Genomic DNA, 19,642 nt, shown 5'->3' on the forward strand with positions numbered 1-19,642 from the left:
AAAGGAAGGTTCTTCTCCATTCCATAAGGAATCAGATAACCTTCCGTTGCTTTATCAAACTGAATAATTATTCTTCGCTTTTTTTTAAACGTTGAGGAGTTTTAGGATCTAATTGATGCCACTTCGGAACCTCACCATCTCCATCCGTAAAGATATATTTAGTTTCTGGATCATCTGAAAATACAACGTATACAGGATATTTAGGCATAGAGCTTAACTTAGCCTCTATACTAACAATTTCTTCTTCTTTATATCCCTCGACATTTATAAGGTGTTCTTTTAGGCTTGCTTCAAGAGAATTGTATTTGAACTGTAAGAATACATAAAAACCGACTATTAATAATAAGACTAGAATTATAGCACCACTCAGAATCATTTTTATGCTTCCCGTTTTTTTCATATAAACCTCCTAACGGTAATATTGGCATTAATTCTATCAAACCAACTTTAATCTCTAAAGAAAAGAAACTCTTTAACTTTTGAAAAGTCAGAGTTTCTGTGTAGCTTTTATTCATAATTACTTGCGTACAGCTTTAAAAGAGGTTGTATAAACAAAATGGTTAGACTTAGTAAACGCTGAGGAGTTACAAAAAAATTAGTATCACCGATTTTACCTTTATCAGAAATCTCAAAACCCTCTCCATAGTAAAAAGCTTGCCATATAAATTTGGAACAATAGATTGGACTAAGTGTATCTAGGAGTGAGTCGATTCATTTAGCAGCTTCTACACCACGGCCATTAAGCCTTTTGAATTGTAAATTTATATATATTCGTACAGGATTATTTAATATTTAAAGCGAATCGACAACAGGCAGGACGAGGTGGGAATTCTTCCACGTAACAGAAGTCATATCTATGAGTTCATTTCTAACCTGGCTCAGGATCAAATAGGCAATAGTCTCTATGCGTAGGGTGTGATCTGAGGCATCCATGTTCTATGAAACACTAATCTCTCTTCTACTTAATTTCTTAAATGCCGAGTATTCCTGTTCGGAATTTATATAACTTAATATCTTTTCCGCACATGCAGCTGAGCTAAGCTCTTCCGTGTTCACTTCCAGATCATATTCATCATAGGAGTATATGTAGTCGAACTGGGAATGGGCGAGTCCAATCGCTCGATCTCCCCTGCTTTGCTCTCTTCTGGTGAGTTCTTCCTTTGAGCAGTGTACGCCTACAAACAATATCGGATAATCCGAAAGCAAATCATAAAAACCATTAAACCACTTGTCATTACTGATGACGGTATCCACGATGACATTCAAACCCAACTCCGAAAACAGTTTAATGGTTGCATAGTACAATGAGCCAATTGGGTCAAAAAGGATATCTGACATCACATTGGCTTCCAATTCTCTTGTTGGTTTCATATCTGGATATGTAGTATCGATGAAATGATCATAATTTTGGAAAAATTGATCTACAGATAGATGGTGAAATGGAATCTCTCCCTGATTTTTCAATTCCACCGCGATGCTCGTCTTCCCCGAGCTTGACGTTCCGTTCAAAAATATAATGAGTCCTCGTTCCACATTAATCACCCTTATCATTAAAATTGGCAGTACCTTTCAGATCACATTGTTGTTTTTGCTAAGTCTAAGCTGGCCTGTAAATCACTGAATTGTGCTAATACCTTGGTGTTCTAACTGACAATGAACATCCTCCCCATTGCTTCGTATCCTTTTTAGAAGTTCGGTCAAAACAATTGTAGTGGTATTAACGTCTGCCGATAAATAGCTTATTTTGACTCCAATGAAGATTATAGCCATAACGGTATAGCTCAAAGTAAGGATACAGGCAGTCATCCGCTTCCTGTAAACCTTGATAGCGGGGCCATTGTAAATAATAGGCTACCCAATAATCGCAAGCGATGGAATAGTACGCTTCGCTCAATAGCTCGATATTTTCGCTGTAATCGCTACGTGAACGGATGAGCTCTCCGAGTGCTTCGTAAACGACTTCACTATCTTCTTCATCCGTGCCTTGAATCAGTCTTTGCTGTAACTTGCCAATTTCACCCGGCGGCAATACGACGACCTCCTTTACACATGCCAAAGCCCGGATTGCTTCCTTCGCTGAGTCCGCCTCTACATCTTTCTCGGGCACTATGGAGAACAAGCTCTTCAATCTTTTAATCAGCTCCTCCCCAGACCACGCAACGTTCCTTCGGAAGCATCCTCATTTCCACCGTTGAAATAACCTGGCACATATTCGCCGGCGAAATCCTCAGGATTCAACATCTCATAGATCGGACGTATTCTATCCAAAAAACGTTGGCCGTCCGGAATGGGCTCAAACACACGTTCCACTCCTGTTCCAGATGGCATGAACCCTTGAAAAAAGCCGTAGAGATGATCTGCTTCGACCTCCATATCATCATCTGGTTCTATTTCTTCTCCGCTCAGTGCTAACAAATAGCGCCCATACTCCTGCTGATCCATTTGTACCATTCCCTCTCTCTGTTCAACCAAATTACCAATTAGTTTTAGTTAACCTCGCTAACACTCCATCAATGTTATTCCATTCATAAATTAATTCATTAAGGACTTTTCCTCCAATTTTTATTTGAACTGATTTACACAAGTTAGCACCATAATACTCATAAAAATAGCGTGCCTTGTTATCCTCTAGAACATTAACAAATATCTTCTGATAACCCAATGAATTGAATCGAAAAAACATACTTTTAAGTAATTCCTTCCCTAATCCTGTCCCTTGATATTCCTTAAGTATGTAAATTGAAGTCAAATCACCTGAGTCGGGCACCGTATTTGTCTCTCTCTTCCAACAATCAGCAAATCCAATGATTTCCCCTTCTGTGTTCTCTGCTAATATCACAAAATTGTCTGTTTTTCCGATATTTTTAATCCATAATTCAGTTCTTTGTTTATATGATAGATTGGTTAAGAATTCCTCTGGAATAATACCCTCGTATGTACTTCTCCAACTATCCACATGTACTTTTGCAATTCTTTCAGCGTCATTAATCGTAGCTTCTCTGATCTGCAACATAATCATCCCCTAAATTTTTTTAGTAAAACTAATTTTTATAAAAGTATAGAAACAAATTGCAACATACAATTAGTCATTTATATTATTTAGAGTGATTTCTTATAAGGTTCTTGTATTCATGACATCCGACAAAGTCAGATGTGTCCGGCAGATTCTGCTTACCTGAATTACCTCTGGCCGGTACCAAGGGCGTCAGCTCATAGCATGAATCCTCTGTTATCACAAGTTGTTGTGTTCTTCGGATTACTTAATAGTAGGTTGTAAATATATCATGATTTCTTCTGCATTTATAATTACTTGATTTCCTACCGAGGCTACTCCTCTTCCCACTACAAATCCACGCTTGTTTTTAATGATCTCATAGTATAAATCTATCCGATCTCCCGAAAATGCTTGCCCAATCACTTCAATTCCTTTAAGTGAAGAAAGAAATCCTACACCATTCTCTTCTGAAATGACTGCAAAAGCACCTAACTGAGCCAAAGCCTCTATTATCAATGTACTAGGAATAACAGCATTCCGTTCATTCATATACCACTCATTATTTGAAACATTTTTATATCCCTTAGCCCATTTGTTTTTTTCGACTTCCAGTACTTTATCAATTAACAAAAATGGATACCTATGAGGCAGAATATCTTGAATATTAATCACTTAAGAGACTCCTTTTCTACGAATCCACCCATTTCCTGTGTAGGAGCAAATCTACGAATTCGCTTAATGTTTCCATATATATTATTAGACGAAGAGAGGGTTAATCCTCCATCTCCTACATGTTGCTTCTTATGAGTCGTCCAGAGAGCGATAAACTAACGTTCCATCTGCCGCGAGCCTCATTATTATGCAGAATGCATTGGTACGCAAAAAGGCAGCTTCTGCTTTACACAGCGCTGCCTATTTGCTTATTAACTTTTTTTTCAAACAGACCTATCCATCGTTATGATGTTCAACCTTTTATACCGCTAAATGTAATGCCGCTAATAAACGTCTTTTGAAGAAAAAAGAACAAAACAATAATAGGTAATGTCATCAAGGTGGATACGGCCATTAATAGACCCCATTCGGATCCCTTTTGACTCTGAAATTGCTGCAATCCTAGCGAAACTGTGTAAGATGGTTCATTGGTTAAATAGAGCAAGGGGCCCATGAAATCAGTCCAGCTCCCCATAAATTGAAACAATGCCACGGCTAAAACGGCGGATTTGGCTAGTGGAAACATGATCTGTAAATATATGCGGAACTCACTAGCGCCGTCTAAGCGGGCCGCTTCGCGCAGGGCATCAGGCAGTCCCATGAAAAACTGTCTCAACAGAAAAATGTAAATTGGCACTCCAAAAAATTGGGGTACAATCAGTGGAAGAGATGTTCCTACCCAACCTAATTTAGTAAACAACAGGAATAGAGGAATCATCGTCACCTGTCCGGGAATCATCATCACAGCGAGGGTAACAAAGAAAAGTATACCTCTCCCACGGTACTCTAACTTGGCAAAACTATATGCAACCAAGGGACAGGATATGATCACACCCAGCGTACTAACGATGGTTATAATCGCCGTGTTTTTCAGATATGTCCAGAAAGGGATATACTCAACGGCACGGGAATAATTACTCCACAGAATGGGATGCGGATCCACTCTGGTGGGAATGTAAAGATTTGTGTGAGTGGTTTAAGAGAAGTCGAAAGCAGCCAAATGAACGGAATCAAGAAAAATGCAGAAGCAACAATTAGACATAAATAGGCTAACACTCGATTGATTCTTTTGATAGCGATAGGATTCATCCCTTACTTCCTCCTCCTTATTTCCCTTGATAATGAACCCAGCGTTTAGACGTAATAAAAATAATTCCGGTTAATGCCATAACGATAATAAATAAGATCCAAGCCATTGCGGAGGCATAACCCATTTTGAAATACCTGAAACCGTTCTCATATAAATACATGACGTAAAAAGTCATGGAATTTGCAGGAGTTCCTTGCCCTTTGGTCAACGTATAGGGAAGAGTAAACTGTTGGAATGCACCGATCATTCCCATGACAAGGTTGTAGAAAATAACGGGAGTGAGCAAAGGCAGGGTTACCTTTCTCGTCTTCTGAAACCAGTTAGCTCCATCGATTTGCGCCGCTTCATAGTACTCATCAGGGATGTCTCCTAATCCAGCAAGGTAGATAACGACAGCTTGCCCAATACCCCAAAGCGACATCAGAATGAGAGAGGGCTTGGACCACGACTCACCGCCAAGCCAAGAAGGCCCATCGATACCGATATGCGCTAACATCCCGTTCACCAATCCGAAGTTTGGATGTAACAACCACATCCACAGAACAGCCAAAGCCACTTGTGGAACAAGTGTAGGCAAGAAAAAGATCGTTCTGAATATAGCCATCCCCTTGACCTTCATATTCAACATCATAGCGAGTGCCACACCGAAAAATATACTTAAGGGAACAAAAAATACGGTAAAATAAATCGTGTTGTATATGGATTTCCAAAACAGAGGATCATGAAAAAGCTCTCTATAATTATTCATTCCGACAAATTCACCAGGCTGCAGAATGCTGTAAGTAGTGAAGCTGAAGTAGATGGACATTAGCATCGGAATTGCATAAAAGCATAGCAGCCCTATAGCCCAAGGTGAAGCAAACAGCCACCCAATCACGTTAGTTCTGTGGAGTGCTCGTTTCCTTGCCGATGGAATTGCGTTTACTTGAACTGAATCGGCTAGTTTCGCCATGTGCATTCTCCTTCCATTTGTCATTCTTTAGTAGGCAAGGAGAGAGTTCGCTCCCTGCCTACCGAGCACCCTATTTGTCGTATTTTTCTAAAGCCTTATTAACAGTCTCTGTTACTCTATCCAGGTTCTCTTTCGGAGTACCGTTACCACGGGTAGCCTTTTCCGTTGCGGAAGCTAACTCATTCCACAGCAGTTGTCCTTCAGGAATAACCGGGCGGTTATGTGAATTGGGTAAAATATTGATAAATTCTTTCATAATCGGATCGTCCTTGTAACCATATTTGTCGTTAACCGAATCGATAACGGAAATTTGAGAGTCAGCGTTTAATAACGTTTGCCCTTCTTCTTCCCCTAAGAATTCGAGGAATTTCCAGGCAGCAGCGACGTTCTTGGCGCCTTTAGGAATAATAGCGGAGCCGCCGCCTGACCATGTCGTAAAATCCGCTCCTGTTGGAGTCGGTATCGGTGCAACGCCGTAATTTAGATCTGGCTTAAATTTTTCGATACCCTTCACCGTAAAGTTTCCACTTATCTTCATGCTGACTTGACCGGAAATGAACGGATCCATTTCCTCCGTGCCAGCTGCGCTTGTGAATCCGGCAATATCCTCGACATTGTATTTTTTGCCGAAGTCGGTCATCCATTGTAGCGCTTCAACGACTTTAGGATCATTTGCAGTAATTTTGCCAGTGGCAGCGTCCTGGAATTCTCCTCCAAATGCCCATCCCCAAGTATACAGCCAGCCCTGCGAATACCATGGAATGAACCCGATCCGTTTGAAACGTTTACCTTCCTTGATGGTTAACTTCTCGGCGGCGGCTTCAAGCTCGGCGATCGTTTGTGGTGGTTTGTTGGGATCCAGCCCTACTTCTGTGAAATGATCCTTATTGTAAAATAGCAGGCGAGAGTCCGTATCCATCGGCATTGCATAAAGCTTTCCTTGATAACTGGACTCCTCCCAAGCAAATGGATAATACATTTCCTTACGAATTCCGGATTCTGCTGCCATCGAGGATAAGTCAGTTAGAGAACCTTGCGCAGCCCAAGTACCGACCTTAAACCGGTCGAAAAGTGCAACGTCAGGAGGATTGCCGCCTGCGACTGCAGTCAGCAGCTTCTGATCGGATCCCTCGCTGGATTCTGTATAAACTAATTTCATTTTGATGGTAGGGTTTTTCTCCTCAAATGCCTTTACAACTTTATTCAAATTATCTAAATCAATTGAGGTAAGACCATGCCACATCGTAACCGTTGTTTTCCCCTCTCCGGCCTGATCGCCTGAGCCTTCCTTCGTTGAGCAAGCGGTTAGAAGAAGTAACATAGCCAGAAAGTAAGCAAGAATTGGAAACGCGAATTTTTTGGATCTCCTCATTCAAAGTCCCCCTTAAGTTAAATGAATTAGTTTAACTTGAATTCCTATAAAATCCACTTCATTTTCTGATAAATCCATAATTTATGTAAGCGCTAACAAGATTGATGATATGAATCATTAAAAACAGAAAATCATGAACGAAGTGAATGTGTTATAGAAACCCACTAGTTATACTAAGTATATTAATATGACATCATGAAGAGTGTCAATTGCAATATTACGACATAAATGTTCATGCCTGTATGGCTATAATTAGATATAAATAGACGCTTCGAGGTTCGTTAATCTCCGGTCTCGCAACCACTTCCCCGATGTAAAACAAGCTTTACCATAAGAAAAATGTCTAGCGACATACTTCACAGAAGACAGACCTCGTCTAGAAGAAGTTTTTCTTGCGATATCAGGAAGGTCCTTGCTTCGAAGTTTATATTTCTGATATCAAAAAAAGTGCCGATAAGCCCCTGGGGACTTCTCGACACTTTGACAATATCCTTGCTTTTGTTGAGCTGCACTTGTACTAACCCTACCTGTTATTTTTCACGACCATACGATGTTCAATAATGTTCAGCTCGGGAACTGCTGTTCCATGCAACTGAGAGATTAGCATATCCACTGCCAATTCACCCATCTGCTTCTCATCCTGCTTAATATGAGTGAAGATGGGTTGACCCAGGTGATCGTTCAGGGAGTCGAAACAAACAATCTCGAATTCCTCCAGAGATTTCCCCATCGAGTGGATGACCTGAGCCAGCATGGTAGCTATTAGAAATTCCGACGCGACAAACGCCTTTACATCAGGGTGTTGTTTCAAAAAATGCTTTACTGTTTCTTTATCACTTTCAATCGCTGTTCCGTTTATGTTCATGGGAAGGGTGCCCTTCAAGTTCGTCAATACATAATCTTTGTTCAAATTCATTCCTTCTTGGGTGAAGGCCAACGTATATCCGAGCAGCCTTTCCTCCAATGTTGAAGTGTTCTCTTCCGGCGGAGATAAAAAGGCAATTTTTTTATGACCTTTGCTAATCAGATGGCGCGTAAGATCCATGGCTGCTTTCTTATTGTCTGTGTATACCGAACAAACCGGAATTCCTTTTAGATATCTATCGACCAAAACAATTGGAAACCGATCTAATACAAGTCGAAGCAGCTCTGAATTATAGTGTTGACCATGAATGGGGGTCACGATTAATCCTTTGATGCCTAAACCAATAAATAAGTCGATCGCGCGTTTTTCCTCATCCCGATCCCCGCAAGTTCGCTTGATAATGAGTTGATAATTATGCTCAGCACTCCGCTTTTCCATCGATCTAAGAAGTTGTAGGCCAAACTCGTCAGAAAAATTCGGTATAATAAACCCGATCAACCGCTTGTCATCCTCAGGAACCAAGGTCGTTCTTACCTCTGAATATTGCTTCGGTTCTTGTCCTCCAATTATACCATCGGCCACAAATGAACCTTTTCCTTGCATTCGTTTGATAACCCCAGAATCTGCCAATTTCTCCAGAGCCTTTTTAGATGTAATACGACTGACGCCAAATTTTTCAGCCAACTCTTTTTCAGAAGAGACTCGGTCTCCTTCTTTTAATCGACCTTCTTTAATCTCTTGTACAATATAGATATATATCTGCTCGTATAAATGCAATTCCACAAAACCACCCTGACATCATAATATTAGTATACTAAGTATATTACACAAGAAGTAATTCGCAAAGTTACTCAGATTACCGACGAACTTCTGTGGCATGGAGTTTTCCAAGTCTACTATGTTAGCGGAATGGATCTCATTACTTGTGTTACCTGAAGGAACAAACACGCAATCTCAACATTTTCCATCATTACTAATATCTCCAAACAAAATTTTATGTATTTGGTCTTTTGATAAAATACCCACTTCTAATTCAGAAAGATACATTTTAGAATCCCCTTTCAGAATTATGTGGAACATCTAGCAACAGGACGTTGCGGTTAAATCACTTACAAGTCTTTGGAGCCGATCTGTCGTATAACGTTCTTGTATTCACGAAGTAGATCCCCCTTAGATAACTCTTATCTTAGGGGGATCGATGTGTCTGCCTGTTTAATCCTCTTTGAAAATGCTTCTGACAGACCCAGGGCTGAATGGCCCGCAGCAGTAATATGGTGTTAATGCCCTCTTGAATTATTCAAAAAATACACTTGGATATTTCAATTCGCCTTTAATATTCAATAATTCATCTTCTTTCAATTCACATACCATGAATACTTCATCTGAAACTTCAAACTGATTTAATTCCAAACCATATTGTCGAGCTGATTTGAATCCAAATTTGGGATAGTATGATGGGTGTCCTATTAGTAATACAATGTAATAACCAAGTTCTTTACATCTCGTTATTCCTTCTTGAATTAATTGTTTACCTATACCTTGTCTTTGATAATCAGGTCTGACGGCAATAGGTGCTAAAACAATTACCTCATGTCGTTTCTCACCTTCAATAATTTCGGCTTTGCTCATTAATAGATGTCCTACTACTTTTCCATGTTCTTCAGCAACAATCGAAAGTTGCGGAACAAAATTACGAGTTGCTCTTATTCGTTCAACTAATCTTGCTTCATCTTCTCGATTTCCAAAAGCAATGAAATTGACATTGTGGACTTGAAGATAATCACTTATATTTTCAGTTCGAATAGTTATAGACATCATGCACCCCTCCCCTATCTTTGTTCTTAAAGTTGGTTACGCTCTGCAATGATTTCATCTAACATTGTTGTGTTCACGACGTCCCACCGACTTAAGGCAGCGAAGCTACTAGGCGTGATGCACTTAGTCGGTGCGGATGTGTCTGGCTGCCTCAGCTTCCCCGATATACCTCGGCCAGACCGAGGGGCTTGTCCCCTGATGCGTGAACATTTTGTTATCGGATGCATCCGACTTCTCGAATAACTCTCAAGTGTTTATCACTTTACTGTATCTCTGATTTTTTAATTGTTCTATACTATTGTCCTAAAATGTCCGTTCTCCTCAGACAGTGTAGTAATTAACTCCTCGTTTCTTACTTCAAAAAGGTATTCCTTGTATACATGATCTCTACCGCCATATCGTTCGTACCAATCAATTATCTTCTTATTGTGTTCTTTATCACCTCTAACATTTCGTTCTATTTCTTCATATTTTTCATAGCTATCATATTCCCAGATAGCAAATATTTCAGTTGTTTTCTCTGAATGTTTAGCCATCCACCTACCAACAAGTCGTGCTCCATTCTTTAACTGATTAGGTAGGTTGGTTTCATTGAAGTGCTTGTTAAATATTTCTACAAAGTCATTACTAACGATATAAAACTTTCTTCGATAAAACATAACTCTGCCTCCTAGAGGATATTGGTATTTAGATTTGTTTTCTCGCATTACGGATGTTTCCGATAACTCTTATTCACGTACTTCGATAAACACTCCACACGTGGAATATTCGCGAAATTATTGTGCTATCCTGCCCGTTAGCCGAGAAGACTGCCGACACAACATGATCGGTATCCTTCTCATGATAGTCGCCCCCAAACGAACAAAAAAGCTATCCCTCAAAATATATTCATACCTTGAGGGGCAGCTTTTCGATACACTGCTGATTATTTAGATAGCTCTTCCTTCACCATAAGCTGACGGGCATATTCATTCAGATCGATAGACTCGCCCCCGTTCAGCCGCGACTTTTCAGCTGCGAATGCGATCAGATGGCTCCGGACGGAAGCTGCAGCCGATGTCAGGCTCTCCTGGCCGTTATAGTGACGCACCTCATCCAGAAAATTCCTCACAATGCCGCTGTCTCCCCCACCATGGCCACTGGTTTGAGAAGGGATTGTGATTTCTGTTTTTTGATGTGTCAAAAAGTCGTACACGGTGATTTGATCTTCCTCACCACGAAGTTCTCCTTTAGTCCCCATGATCTGGATTCTACGTTCCTGCTCAAATGTAAAGCCGCACATACTGAACATGGCCGTAGCTCCACCTTCAAATTCCATATTCACGACCTGATGATCTACCACATTATTGTCACTCCGGTATACACACCGGCCGTAATCGGTATCACGCAAGCCCTGTATGATATTCGGTTTCGTCAGCTCCTGTGTAAAATGCCCTGCCCAACCCCTGAACTGGTCACTCAAATAAAATCTTGGTGCAGAATACGCGCAGGTTGGTTCTATGGCACAATCCAAGCATCGGTCAGTGGAACCTTCGGGTGCATTGCCTTCATGAAAATGTTTAAGAGATCCGAACGAACTGACCTTGAGGCAAGGTTGATCCACGAGCCAGGATAATACGTCCATATCATGGCATGACTTGGACAGGATCATCGGGCTGGATGTGTTGGAATTATTCCAATTTCCTCGCACGAAGCTGTGGGCAATATGCCAGTAACCCACATTCTCATTCAACTGAATGGAGACAATTTCTCCGATACGTCCTTCTTGTATCACCTTCTTGATTGTATTCCAGAACGGTGTGTAACGCAGCACATGGCAGATCGTGAGTAGCCGGTCATTATCTCTCGCCGCTTGTTCCATCTCAAGACATTCCTTCGGATCAGGTGACATCGGCTTCTCCAGCATGACATGATACTTCTTATCTAAAGCCTGCATGGTTGGGCCATAATGCATTCTGTCCTGTGTACAAATAACCGCAATATCAGCCAGCTTAGGTTCAGCCAACAGGGGCTCCCAAGACTCATAACAATGTTCCGGCGGAATCCCGTACTTCTCAGCAAATCTTGCTCTCCTCACTGGATCGGCTTCGGCAACTGCAATGAAGGTAAGCTCGTGCGGATAATCAAGTGCATAGGGTGCATAGCCACCCGCTCCCCTCGCACCTGCTCCAATCAGGACTGCTTTCAGTTGACTCATATTTATTCGCTCCTTTATGATCTGAAATCTACGGATGACCTTCTAATCCGCTTGGGTATAACGGTCTGCTGCTGATTGATAGATGGCTACATATCGTTCTACGCCCATCTTTTGAAGAGCTGCCACATACTGATCCCAATTGTCAAAGGATTCATTACCAGTAATGAATTTGTCACGCATTTCATCTACATACGTTTCAATATCCGTCTGGAAAGTGGTCAGATCCCGCTGTTCTTCCTGTGTGAAATTAAACGGAGGCCAAATTTGATCTTGTGGTAAGATGTGAGACTCTGCTTTTTTCGCATTTTCAATCGAAGTTGGCAGACCTTCAGCACCCTTGAAGTATTTCTGCTTCACAAACCCAGGGTAGTATCCACCCGGCCAAATCAGGTATTGACCTACCGCCTGGTCCAGATTAAGGCCATCCGGGTTGTTTTTGATATTGTCGACATAGTCTACGTTACCGTCTGCGTCTTCTTTATACGTCTCATCTTTCCAGCCCATGAAGAACGTTTTGATGCCCTCATCGCTGTAGAAATAATCCATCCAGCGGATCATGGCCTCTGGATTCTGGGCTTTATCTGTCAGTACAAACATCCCGATATTACCGAGTGGAGAACCATAGGCGTTGTAGGTCTGATCGCCATGAGGACCCTTCAGTACTGGCATGCCAACATAACCTTGCTGATTGTATATCGCAACCGGATCGACATTATCAACGACTCCGATCAGGCTTTCCATTCCTTTAGCATCCACCTCGGTACTCTTAACAGATACAATGTCCTGCTCAAGCAATCCGTCCTTGTAGAGCTTATTCACGAACTGTAACAGCTCCTTGTAATGGGGATCGGTTGGAATAAAGCGTACTTTATCCGTCTGAGGATCTGTATCAATGTTAATGTTGGAGGTTCCATGATTATTCACCCCAAATGAACCTCTCAGGTAGTTCACCACACCAGCCGTTCCCACACCGCCCCAGGCAATCTCGTCCTTCTGCCCGTTGCCGTTCGGGTCCTTTTCTTTAAATGCTTTCAACATATTATAGAAGTCATCTAATGTCTGCGGTTCCTGCAAACCTAATTTATCAAGCCACTCTTGCTTCACCCAAGGTGTTCCGTACAGAACCGACTTGAATTCCGGATCATACAAGGTTGGCAGCCCATATATGTTACCATCCGGCATCGTAATCCCTTTGCCAATAACCGGATACTTCTCCATTAGAGCCTTAAAGTTAGGCGCGTATTGGTCGATCAGATCATTTAGAGGAATGAATGCGCCCTGCTTGCCGTATTTCAGCAGATCCGATCTGGAAAACGCCGAGGCGTAGAACAGCTCGGGGTAAGCGCCGCCTGCCAGCAGGAGATTGCGTTTTTCCTTCAAATTATCCTTCTGCACCGTATCCCACTGGATATGAACATTTGACATCTTCTCATACTCTTTCCAGAGTCTGAGATCGTTCCAGTCCGCATTGGCAAAAAACTTTCCGGCAAATCCGCTCACTTTAATGGTGTCATTTACAATCGGAAATCCACTCGCATTGACTTTGTCATTGGTAGCTCCTTTATCCTTGGTACTTCCCGATGAATCAGCCGCATCCTTGGAACTGCACCCGGCCAGCATCGATACGGACATCATACAAACTAGAGCGATACTCCCCCACTTTTTGAGCGTCATTCTTATTCCTCCCTTTGTCCCATCGATATATCCATACAAGGAATTATCCTTTAATGGCACCAATCATTACGCCTTTAACAAAATATCTTTGCAGGAAAGGATAAAGCATAAGCACCGGTATGTTGGCAACGACAAGTACAGCATACTTGATGCCTTCCACTTCCCTTTGCTGCTTAATCGCAGACTCGGTTGACATTTTGACCATATCGTTCGTCTGGCCTTGAATCAGAATCTCCCGCAAAATGAGTTGAAGTGGAAATTTGTTCTTGTCTGACAGATACAACATTGCGTTAAAGAAGGCGTTCCAGTGCCCAACAGCATAGAACAGAATCGTCACCGCTATAATGGGCATGGATAATGGCAGTATAATCCGGGTTAACGTTTGAATATTGGAGCAGCCATCAATTGTCGCCGCCTCATGCAACTCATGTGGAATCGATTGCTGGAAGAATGTCCGCATAATGATGATGTTCCAGATCGAAACGGCATTCGGAATGATCATGACCCACAATGTGTTTAACATGCCAAGGTTTTTGATTAGCATATAAGTTGGAATTAATCCGCCACTGAAGAACATCGTGAAAACAAACAGGGCCATGATGGCATTGCGGCCTATAAAATCCTTTCGAGATAGCGGATATGCCGCCAGAATCGTCATGACGAGATTAATCAGCGTCCCCACTGACGTATAGATCAGTGTATTGGTATAACCTCTGAGGATATCTTTGTTCTGAAAAATCTTCTCATAAGAATGGAGATTGATCCCCTTGGGCCATAGGAACATCTCCCCGCGCAGGACGGCCTGCGGATCGCTGAACGAAGCACTTAACACAAAAACAAGCGGGTAGATAACAATGAGCGTAATTATAATTAACAAAAAATGGTTAACTATATTAAAAATACGATCTCCTCTAGATTCAACAAGCATGCATCAGCAACTCCCTTACCATAGGCTCGTTTCACTCATACGTTTTGAGATCTGGTTAACAGTGACTAATAAGATGAAATTGATGATGGAGTTAAACAGACCAATCGCCGCCGAGAAGCTGTATTCAGCATCTTGTATCCCGCTCCGGTAGACGTAGGTAGAGATAATGTCCGAGGTTTCTAAATTCAGTGTGTTCTGCATCAGCAGGACTTTCTCGAAACCAATACCCATGATGCTTCCGATATTTAAAATGAACAAAATGATAATTGTCGGCATAATACTTGGTATATTAATATGCCATATTCGCTGCAACCGGGTTGCCCCATCCACACGCGCTGCTTCATGAAGCTGAGAGTCCACGCCGGCTAATGCCGCCAAATAAATAATCGAGCTCCAGCCCATGGTCTGCCATACATCCGACATCACAAACAAGGTCTTGAACCAAGAAGGCTCAGACAAGAAATTAATGGGAGTACCGCCAAACATACCAATGAAATGATTAATGATTCCGTATCGCGGCGATAAAAACATCATCATCATGCCTACGACTACGACAGTTGATAGAAAGTGCGGCGCATAGGTTATGGTCTGAACAAACTTTTTGAATTTTTCCGCCCTTACCTCATTCATCAGGAGCGCCAAAATGATAGGGACTGGAAAACCTACCGCCAAGCTGTACAACCCAAGTCCAAGCGTATTTCTAATTAATCTCCAGAAGAAATAACTATGAAAAAAACGTTCAAAATGTTCAAACCCGACCCAGGGGCTTCCCCAGATTCCCTTCGTTGCAATGAAATCCTTAAAAGCGATTTGAATGCCATACATCGGCAAGTACTGAAAGACAATGTAATAAGCGACAACTGGCGAAATTAACAAATAGAGCTGCCAATTTCGTAAAATGGGGTTCCACTTTTGACGTTTTCTTCTCTTCTTTTCATGTACTGCATTCATTGCAGGTTGTACAGTTGTATTGGCCATGAACATCCCCCTGGAAATTGTCACTACAATCCTGCCTGGTAAAATGTCTTTGTGTTAAACCACCGTCGTCCTTACGCTGTTCGAAGCAGTACCCACCTTTCTTCCTTGATTTCTAAGATTGATTTAAAGTACTTATATGTTAGAAATTGTTACACAAAGTGAGTGAATAGCGTTAAGAGATGACTTCATTATCTAATGCAAAGGGATTTTTGGGATGTGAAATTGGATCTGAATTTGGATGTCAATTTGGATATATATTTGGATATACACTTGGTTATATTTTGGAGTTTATTTTATGTAAATTAGTAGATATCAGTTTGGATAATAGATTAATGAGTTTTAGAGGATTCTTGTATATTTTATATAAATACTTATTTATAGGGGAATGTAAGCGTAATCAATAATTTAGTTTATGCGATAATCTTAGCTGCTGGCTAAATCCAAAAACATAGAAAATAAATCCAAACGCTTAATTTCATACATCATAATATAGCCCATCGACAGTTGTCAAACATTTTTTTGGCTTTATTTGGATCATTTTTTGGCTAAAAAACAAGAAAAACCCACGCGGATGCATTCCTCGTAGGTTTTATATTAAAGTTATCTAGATTCATATGTAATATAATATCACACAACTAACTAGTCATTTGTACGATCATAAACAGAGGATTCCCTCACAATAAGGGTGCTGGGCAACAAAACTTTATGGAGAGATGAATAACGTCCTTCCAGATAATCGTTAATTAATTGTGCTGCCACTTTGCCGATTTCATATTTTGGAACTTGCACGGACGTCAGAGGTGGTGTCGTATATTGCGCCATAGAAATATTATCCATGCCCACGAAGGCTATGTCTTGCGGAATACGGCCATTTTGTTCAACCACTGCCCGCATGGCAGGAATAGCGAGCATATCACTTGCACAAAAAATTGCCGTCGGCCAATCAGACTTGGGCGTCTCGGTCAGGAGCTCTGTCAGTCTGCTGTAGCTGAGATTCACATTCCAGTTGGTGTTGATAATCCAATGTTCATTCAGATTCAGGTTTGCTTCCAGCATGGCAAATTTATAACCGACATACCTTTCTTCGCTCTCTATTTGTTCCGAATATGCGGGGCCTCCTATAAATCCAATACGGGTATGGCCTTGCTCGATCAAATGACGGACTGCTGTGCGGGCAGAATATATTCGGTCACAGTCAACGACCGGTACAGTAAGCCTTTCGTCATTGAGACTCACACCCAGTACAGTGATATTCTCTTTCTCAAGCAGCTCAAACAATTTTTGATCGTACCAGCTAATTGCGACTATACCTTGAGTACCTGTTTCCTGAAGCATCATCTTGATCCGTTCGGTGTCACTAAGTTCTTCGCAAGTGCGGACAATTGCTGGAGGCAGCCCCATTTCCGTCATTTTAACGTGAAAGCCTGTCAGTACCTGTGAAAAATACGGATGATCGTCCATCAAAACCTGTGGCACGATACAAGCTATCCGTTTGGCTGAGGTAATCTCTTTGCCAATGGATTTGGAGGATTCATCCAAATTGTATCCCAACTCAAGAGCAGCTTCCCTAATTTTCCGCTTTGTCCCTTCATTGACCGGTCGATTGGTATCATTGCTGATCGCGCGCGAAACCGTTGATATGGATACGCCTACACGTTCTGCGATATCTTTTAATTTTGGCATTACAGCACCTCCCCTTGCTCTCTTCATTTGGAGCCAAAATTTATGTTTAGCAATGATCATATCATAATATTGTAATATTTTGGCGTCAATTAAACAAGCCGCGACACGAGTTCTGTTATAATATCAACACGCGATTTTTTCCACTTCTCATAAGCTTTTACTATTTTGAAATGTGAAAGTCTGATCAAGCTTTTAGTGGAAACATGATCTGTAAATATATGCGAAACTCACTAGCGCCGACTAAGCGGGCCGCTTCGCGCAGGGTATCAGGCAGTAGTTTTTCCCGAAAGGCACCCACCTTGCTCAAGTTGATCATAGACCACGAAAATGTTTGGGCTGGAGAATCGCTCAGAGAAATTGTCGCAATTGGTTTGACAATCTGTCCGATAAAAAAGCCCCCGGTTTCCCGGAGGCTCATCGAATACTAGTTATTTTACCGCGATAACTTCAATCTCCACAAGTCCGCCCTTCGGCAGCTTCGCAACCTCAACGGCGCTACGTGCCGGATAAGGCTCCGCAAAGAAGGTGGCATAGACTTCATTAACAGTTTGGAAATCGTTCATGTCTTTTAGAAATACCGTCGTTTTCACTACATGCTCCATGGCATAATCTGCCGCTTCCAAAATTGCCTTCACATTAGTTAGCGATTGCTTCGTCTGCTCCGATACAGAATCCGGAAACTCTCCTGCAGCATTCATTCCAAGCTGCCCGGAAGTAATAATCATATTCCCAAATTGTACAGCCTGTGAGTAAGGACCGATAGCACTTGGAGCGTTTGAAGTTGCGATTGTTTTTCTCTCTTGTTTTGTCATAGAAATTCTCTCCCTTTATCCACGCATTAATGCGCTTTGTTTTTCTCTGTTTTTACAAGCGAGGGGTGTCATCCCCCCTCTTATAATGATTTAGCTGCTTTTGCATCATCATATTCCTTGAGCATTTCCTGCTGCTGCTCTGGAGTCAGCTTGGTGATTCCAAAGCCTGTGAAGCCCCAGATCGTCGCGAAGATAATACCTGTCCAACATAAGATTGCCCAAGGCAAATATGAAAGGGTTGCGACGCCAAGCGTACCAGCCATATAAGCCCCTGCTGCAGTCCATGGCAGGATTGGTTCGACAATGGAAGCAGAGTCCTCAATTGTCCGGCCCAGGTTCTTCGGATGCAAACCGCGGCGGATATAAGCCTCACGTAACATTTCACCAGGCATCAAGATCGATACCTGACCATTGCTTGTTACACCGATCATTGTCAAACCAGTGGCAATTGTTGCCAGGATCAGCGAGCCCGTCGAATGCACATACTTGAGGATCTTATCTACAATCAATTCCAGAGACTTCGTAAGCGATATTACACCAGCAAATGTAATGGCACAGAAACAAATCAACAATGTACCCATCATAGAGTTCATACCACCGCGATTCAAAAGGCGAGGAATATCCGGAATCACAGCAGCTGCATCAAAGCCTTGAATGTGAACCATAGCTACATCGAAGCCGTTAATGACGGAAGTAATTACATCATGCAGTGTAAACCCTTGAAAGATCATACCGTTCGCCAACGCTACAAAAGAGGAAATCAGCATCACCGGTATGGTAGGCTTTTTGCGAATCGACCCGTACAATACGATCAGTACCGGAAGCAGTAATAGTAAATTCCAGTTGAACACTGTACTTAAAGTATCCATAATCGTAATAACCTTCTCAGGAATTGCCACATCCGAGCCACCGCTATTAAAACCAGTGATCAAGTAGACCGTTCCTGCTACGATAAAGGATGGTACTGTCGTATAGAGCACATGACCAATATGTTCATACAGGTTAACGCCAGTTGACAGCGCTGCCAAATTTGTTGTATCTGATAACGGGGACAGCTTGTCTCCAAAATAGGCCCCTGCTACGACTGCACCTGCAACAGCAGCTAGATTCGCATCAAGGCCAGCTCCTACCCCCATAAATGCTATCCCGATTGTACCTGCCGATCCCCAAGAAGTACCTGTACATAAGGAGACAATGGAAGTGACAATGAATGCCGTAATCAGCAAAAATTGCGGATTAATAATATCAAGTCCGTAATAGATCATCATCGGTATCGTACCGCCGATCATCCAGGCGCCAATCATAAATCCGACAGTAATCAGTATCAAGATAGCCGGCATGGTCTTTGCGATTTTTTGCGCGATGGAACCCATAATGTCATCATAGTTGTAACCCAGCTTGATGGCGATGATTCCGGCAACCACTGTGGATATAATGATTAACGGCTCAGGCGGCAATTCGAATAAAACATATCCTAAACATAACAGCAAAATCATAGTAACAATCGGTAATAAAGCTAATAACAGAGTTGGTTGCTTTACCGTCTTTTCCTTATTTGGCATAGCCATTG

19 protein-coding genes are annotated in these 19,642 nt (G+C 41.9%); all 19 read right to left on the reverse strand.

The window, feature by feature from the left end; genetic code table 11:
* Positions 1-67 precede the first annotated feature (67 nt).
* On the reverse strand, positions 68-400 hold the full coding sequence (locus ACTWJ7_RS27040; protein WP_301881774.1) for a DUF3139 domain-containing protein: 333 nt from the start codon (positions 398-400) through the stop codon (positions 68-70).
* Between the two features lie 536 nt (positions 401-936).
* Positions 937-1,533, reverse strand: coding sequence for a chloramphenicol phosphotransferase CPT family protein (locus ACTWJ7_RS27045; RefSeq protein WP_301881775.1), 597 nt, complete (start codon positions 1,531-1,533; stop codon positions 937-939).
* A gap of 184 nt (positions 1,534-1,717) precedes the next feature.
* Complete coding sequence (locus ACTWJ7_RS27050; RefSeq protein WP_443146030.1) at positions 1,718-2,128, reverse strand: hypothetical protein; 411 nt, start codon at positions 2,126-2,128, stop codon at positions 1,718-1,720.
* 8 nt (positions 2,129-2,136) lie between these two features.
* Positions 2,137-2,442, reverse strand: coding sequence for a hypothetical protein (locus ACTWJ7_RS27055; RefSeq protein ID WP_443146031.1), 306 nt, complete (start codon positions 2,440-2,442; stop codon positions 2,137-2,139).
* A gap of 31 nt (positions 2,443-2,473) precedes the next feature.
* Entirely contained in the window at positions 2,474-3,010 is a 537-nt protein-coding gene (locus tag ACTWJ7_RS27060) for a GNAT family N-acetyltransferase (protein ID WP_301881830.1), read from the reverse strand.
* 246 nt (positions 3,011-3,256) lie between these two features.
* A complete protein-coding gene (locus tag ACTWJ7_RS27065) occupies positions 3,257-3,667 on the reverse strand; it encodes a beta-hydroxyacyl-ACP dehydratase (RefSeq protein ID WP_301881778.1) in 411 nt (136 codons plus the stop codon).
* 292 nt (positions 3,668-3,959) lie between these two features.
* Entirely contained in the window at positions 3,960-4,649 is a 690-nt protein-coding gene (locus tag ACTWJ7_RS27070) for a carbohydrate ABC transporter permease (protein WP_443146032.1), read from the reverse strand.
* 163 nt (positions 4,650-4,812) lie between these two features.
* Positions 4,813-5,748 carry a carbohydrate ABC transporter permease gene (locus ACTWJ7_RS27075; RefSeq protein WP_301881781.1) on the reverse strand — a complete coding sequence of 312 codons (936 nt, stop codon included), beginning with the start codon at positions 5,746-5,748 and terminating at the stop codon, positions 4,813-4,815.
* 70 nt (positions 5,749-5,818) lie between these two features.
* On the reverse strand, positions 5,819-6,991 hold the full coding sequence (locus tag ACTWJ7_RS27080; protein ID WP_443146033.1) for an ABC transporter substrate-binding protein: 1,173 nt from the start codon (positions 6,989-6,991) through the stop codon (positions 5,819-5,821).
* Between the two features lie 652 nt (positions 6,992-7,643).
* Positions 7,644-8,768, reverse strand: coding sequence for a GntR family transcriptional regulator (locus ACTWJ7_RS27085; RefSeq protein ID WP_301881783.1), 1,125 nt, complete (start codon positions 8,766-8,768; stop codon positions 7,644-7,646).
* Positions 8,769-9,278: 510 nt separating this feature from the next.
* Positions 9,279-9,803 (reverse strand): GNAT family N-acetyltransferase, encoded by a 525-nt coding sequence (locus ACTWJ7_RS27090; RefSeq protein ID WP_301881784.1) that lies wholly within the window; start codon positions 9,801-9,803, stop codon positions 9,279-9,281.
* A gap of 287 nt (positions 9,804-10,090) precedes the next feature.
* Positions 10,091-10,459: an NIPSNAP family protein gene (locus tag ACTWJ7_RS27095; protein WP_301881785.1), complete on the reverse strand. Its 369-nt coding sequence runs from the start codon at positions 10,457-10,459 to the stop codon at positions 10,091-10,093.
* Between the two features lie 266 nt (positions 10,460-10,725).
* Positions 10,726-11,997 carry a Gfo/Idh/MocA family protein gene (locus ACTWJ7_RS27100; protein ID WP_301881786.1) on the reverse strand — a complete coding sequence of 424 codons (1,272 nt, stop codon included), beginning with the start codon at positions 11,995-11,997 and terminating at the stop codon, positions 10,726-10,728.
* Positions 11,998-12,039: 42 nt separating this feature from the next.
* On the reverse strand, positions 12,040-13,671 hold the full coding sequence (locus ACTWJ7_RS27105; protein ID WP_301881787.1) for an extracellular solute-binding protein: 1,632 nt from the start codon (positions 13,669-13,671) through the stop codon (positions 12,040-12,042).
* 43 nt (positions 13,672-13,714) lie between these two features.
* The gene (locus ACTWJ7_RS27110; protein ID WP_024633886.1) at positions 13,715-14,599 is read right to left on the reverse strand and encodes a carbohydrate ABC transporter permease; all 885 of its coding nucleotides are present in this window, start codon (positions 14,597-14,599) and stop codon (positions 13,715-13,717) included.
* A 15-nt stretch (positions 14,600-14,614) separates the two neighbouring features.
* Entirely contained in the window at positions 14,615-15,577 is a 963-nt protein-coding gene (locus tag ACTWJ7_RS27115) for an ABC transporter permease (RefSeq protein WP_301881788.1), read from the reverse strand.
* 639 nt (positions 15,578-16,216) lie between these two features.
* On the reverse strand, positions 16,217-17,260 hold the full coding sequence (locus ACTWJ7_RS27120) for a LacI family DNA-binding transcriptional regulator (protein ID WP_301881789.1): 1,044 nt from the start codon (positions 17,258-17,260) through the stop codon (positions 16,217-16,219).
* 428 nt (positions 17,261-17,688) lie between these two features.
* Positions 17,689-18,072, reverse strand: coding sequence for a RidA family protein (locus ACTWJ7_RS27125; protein ID WP_079346636.1), 384 nt, complete (start codon positions 18,070-18,072; stop codon positions 17,689-17,691).
* A gap of 80 nt (positions 18,073-18,152) precedes the next feature.
* Positions 18,153-19,640, reverse strand: a complete 1,488-nt coding sequence (nhaC, locus tag ACTWJ7_RS27130) for a Na+/H+ antiporter NhaC (RefSeq protein ID WP_301881790.1) — start codon at positions 19,638-19,640, stop codon at positions 18,153-18,155.
* Positions 19,641-19,642: the final 2 nt, after the last annotated feature.

The organism is Paenibacillus sp. 1A_MP2 (assembly GCF_052244825.1).
GTDB classification, from domain to species: Bacteria; Bacillota; Bacilli; order Paenibacillales; family Paenibacillaceae; genus Paenibacillus; species Paenibacillus vandeheii.

Excerpts from the sequence above, each read along its gene's own strand:
- ACTWJ7_RS27080 (WP_443146033.1), bottom strand. The coding sequence starts at position 6,991 with ATGTGGCATGGTCTTACCTCAATTGATTTAGATAATTTGAATAAAGTT.
- nhaC (WP_301881790.1), bottom strand. The coding sequence starts at position 19,640 with ATGGCTATGCCAAATAAGGAAAAGACGGTAAAGCAACCAACTCTGTTA.
- ACTWJ7_RS27115 (WP_301881788.1), bottom strand. The coding sequence starts at position 15,577 with ATGGCCAATACAACTGTACAACCTGCAATGAATGCAGTACATGAAAAG.
- ACTWJ7_RS27055 (WP_443146031.1), bottom strand. The coding sequence starts at position 2,442 with ATGGATCAGCAGGAGTATGGGCGCTATTTGTTAGCACTGAGCGGAGAA.
- ACTWJ7_RS27040 (WP_301881774.1), bottom strand. The coding sequence starts at position 400 with ATGAAAAAAACGGGAAGCATAAAAATGATTCTGAGTGGTGCTATAATT.
- ACTWJ7_RS27120 (WP_301881789.1), bottom strand. The coding sequence starts at position 17,260 with ATGCCAAAATTAAAAGATATCGCAGAACGTGTAGGCGTATCCATATCA.
- ACTWJ7_RS27090 (WP_301881784.1), bottom strand. The coding sequence starts at position 9,803 with ATGATGTCTATAACTATTCGAACTGAAAATATAAGTGATTATCTTCAA.
- ACTWJ7_RS27110 (WP_024633886.1), bottom strand. The coding sequence starts at position 14,599 with ATGCTTGTTGAATCTAGAGGAGATCGTATTTTTAATATAGTTAACCAT.
- ACTWJ7_RS27095 (WP_301881785.1), bottom strand. The coding sequence starts at position 10,459 with ATGTTTTATCGAAGAAAGTTTTATATCGTTAGTAATGACTTTGTAGAA.
- ACTWJ7_RS27105 (WP_301881787.1), bottom strand. The coding sequence starts at position 13,671 with ATGACGCTCAAAAAGTGGGGGAGTATCGCTCTAGTTTGTATGATGTCC.
- ACTWJ7_RS27075 (WP_301881781.1), bottom strand. The coding sequence starts at position 5,748 with ATGGCGAAACTAGCCGATTCAGTTCAAGTAAACGCAATTCCATCGGCA.
- ACTWJ7_RS27125 (WP_079346636.1), bottom strand. The coding sequence starts at position 18,072 with ATGACAAAACAAGAGAGAAAAACAATCGCAACTTCAAACGCTCCAAGT.
- ACTWJ7_RS27100 (WP_301881786.1), bottom strand. The coding sequence starts at position 11,997 with ATGAGTCAACTGAAAGCAGTCCTGATTGGAGCAGGTGCGAGGGGAGCG.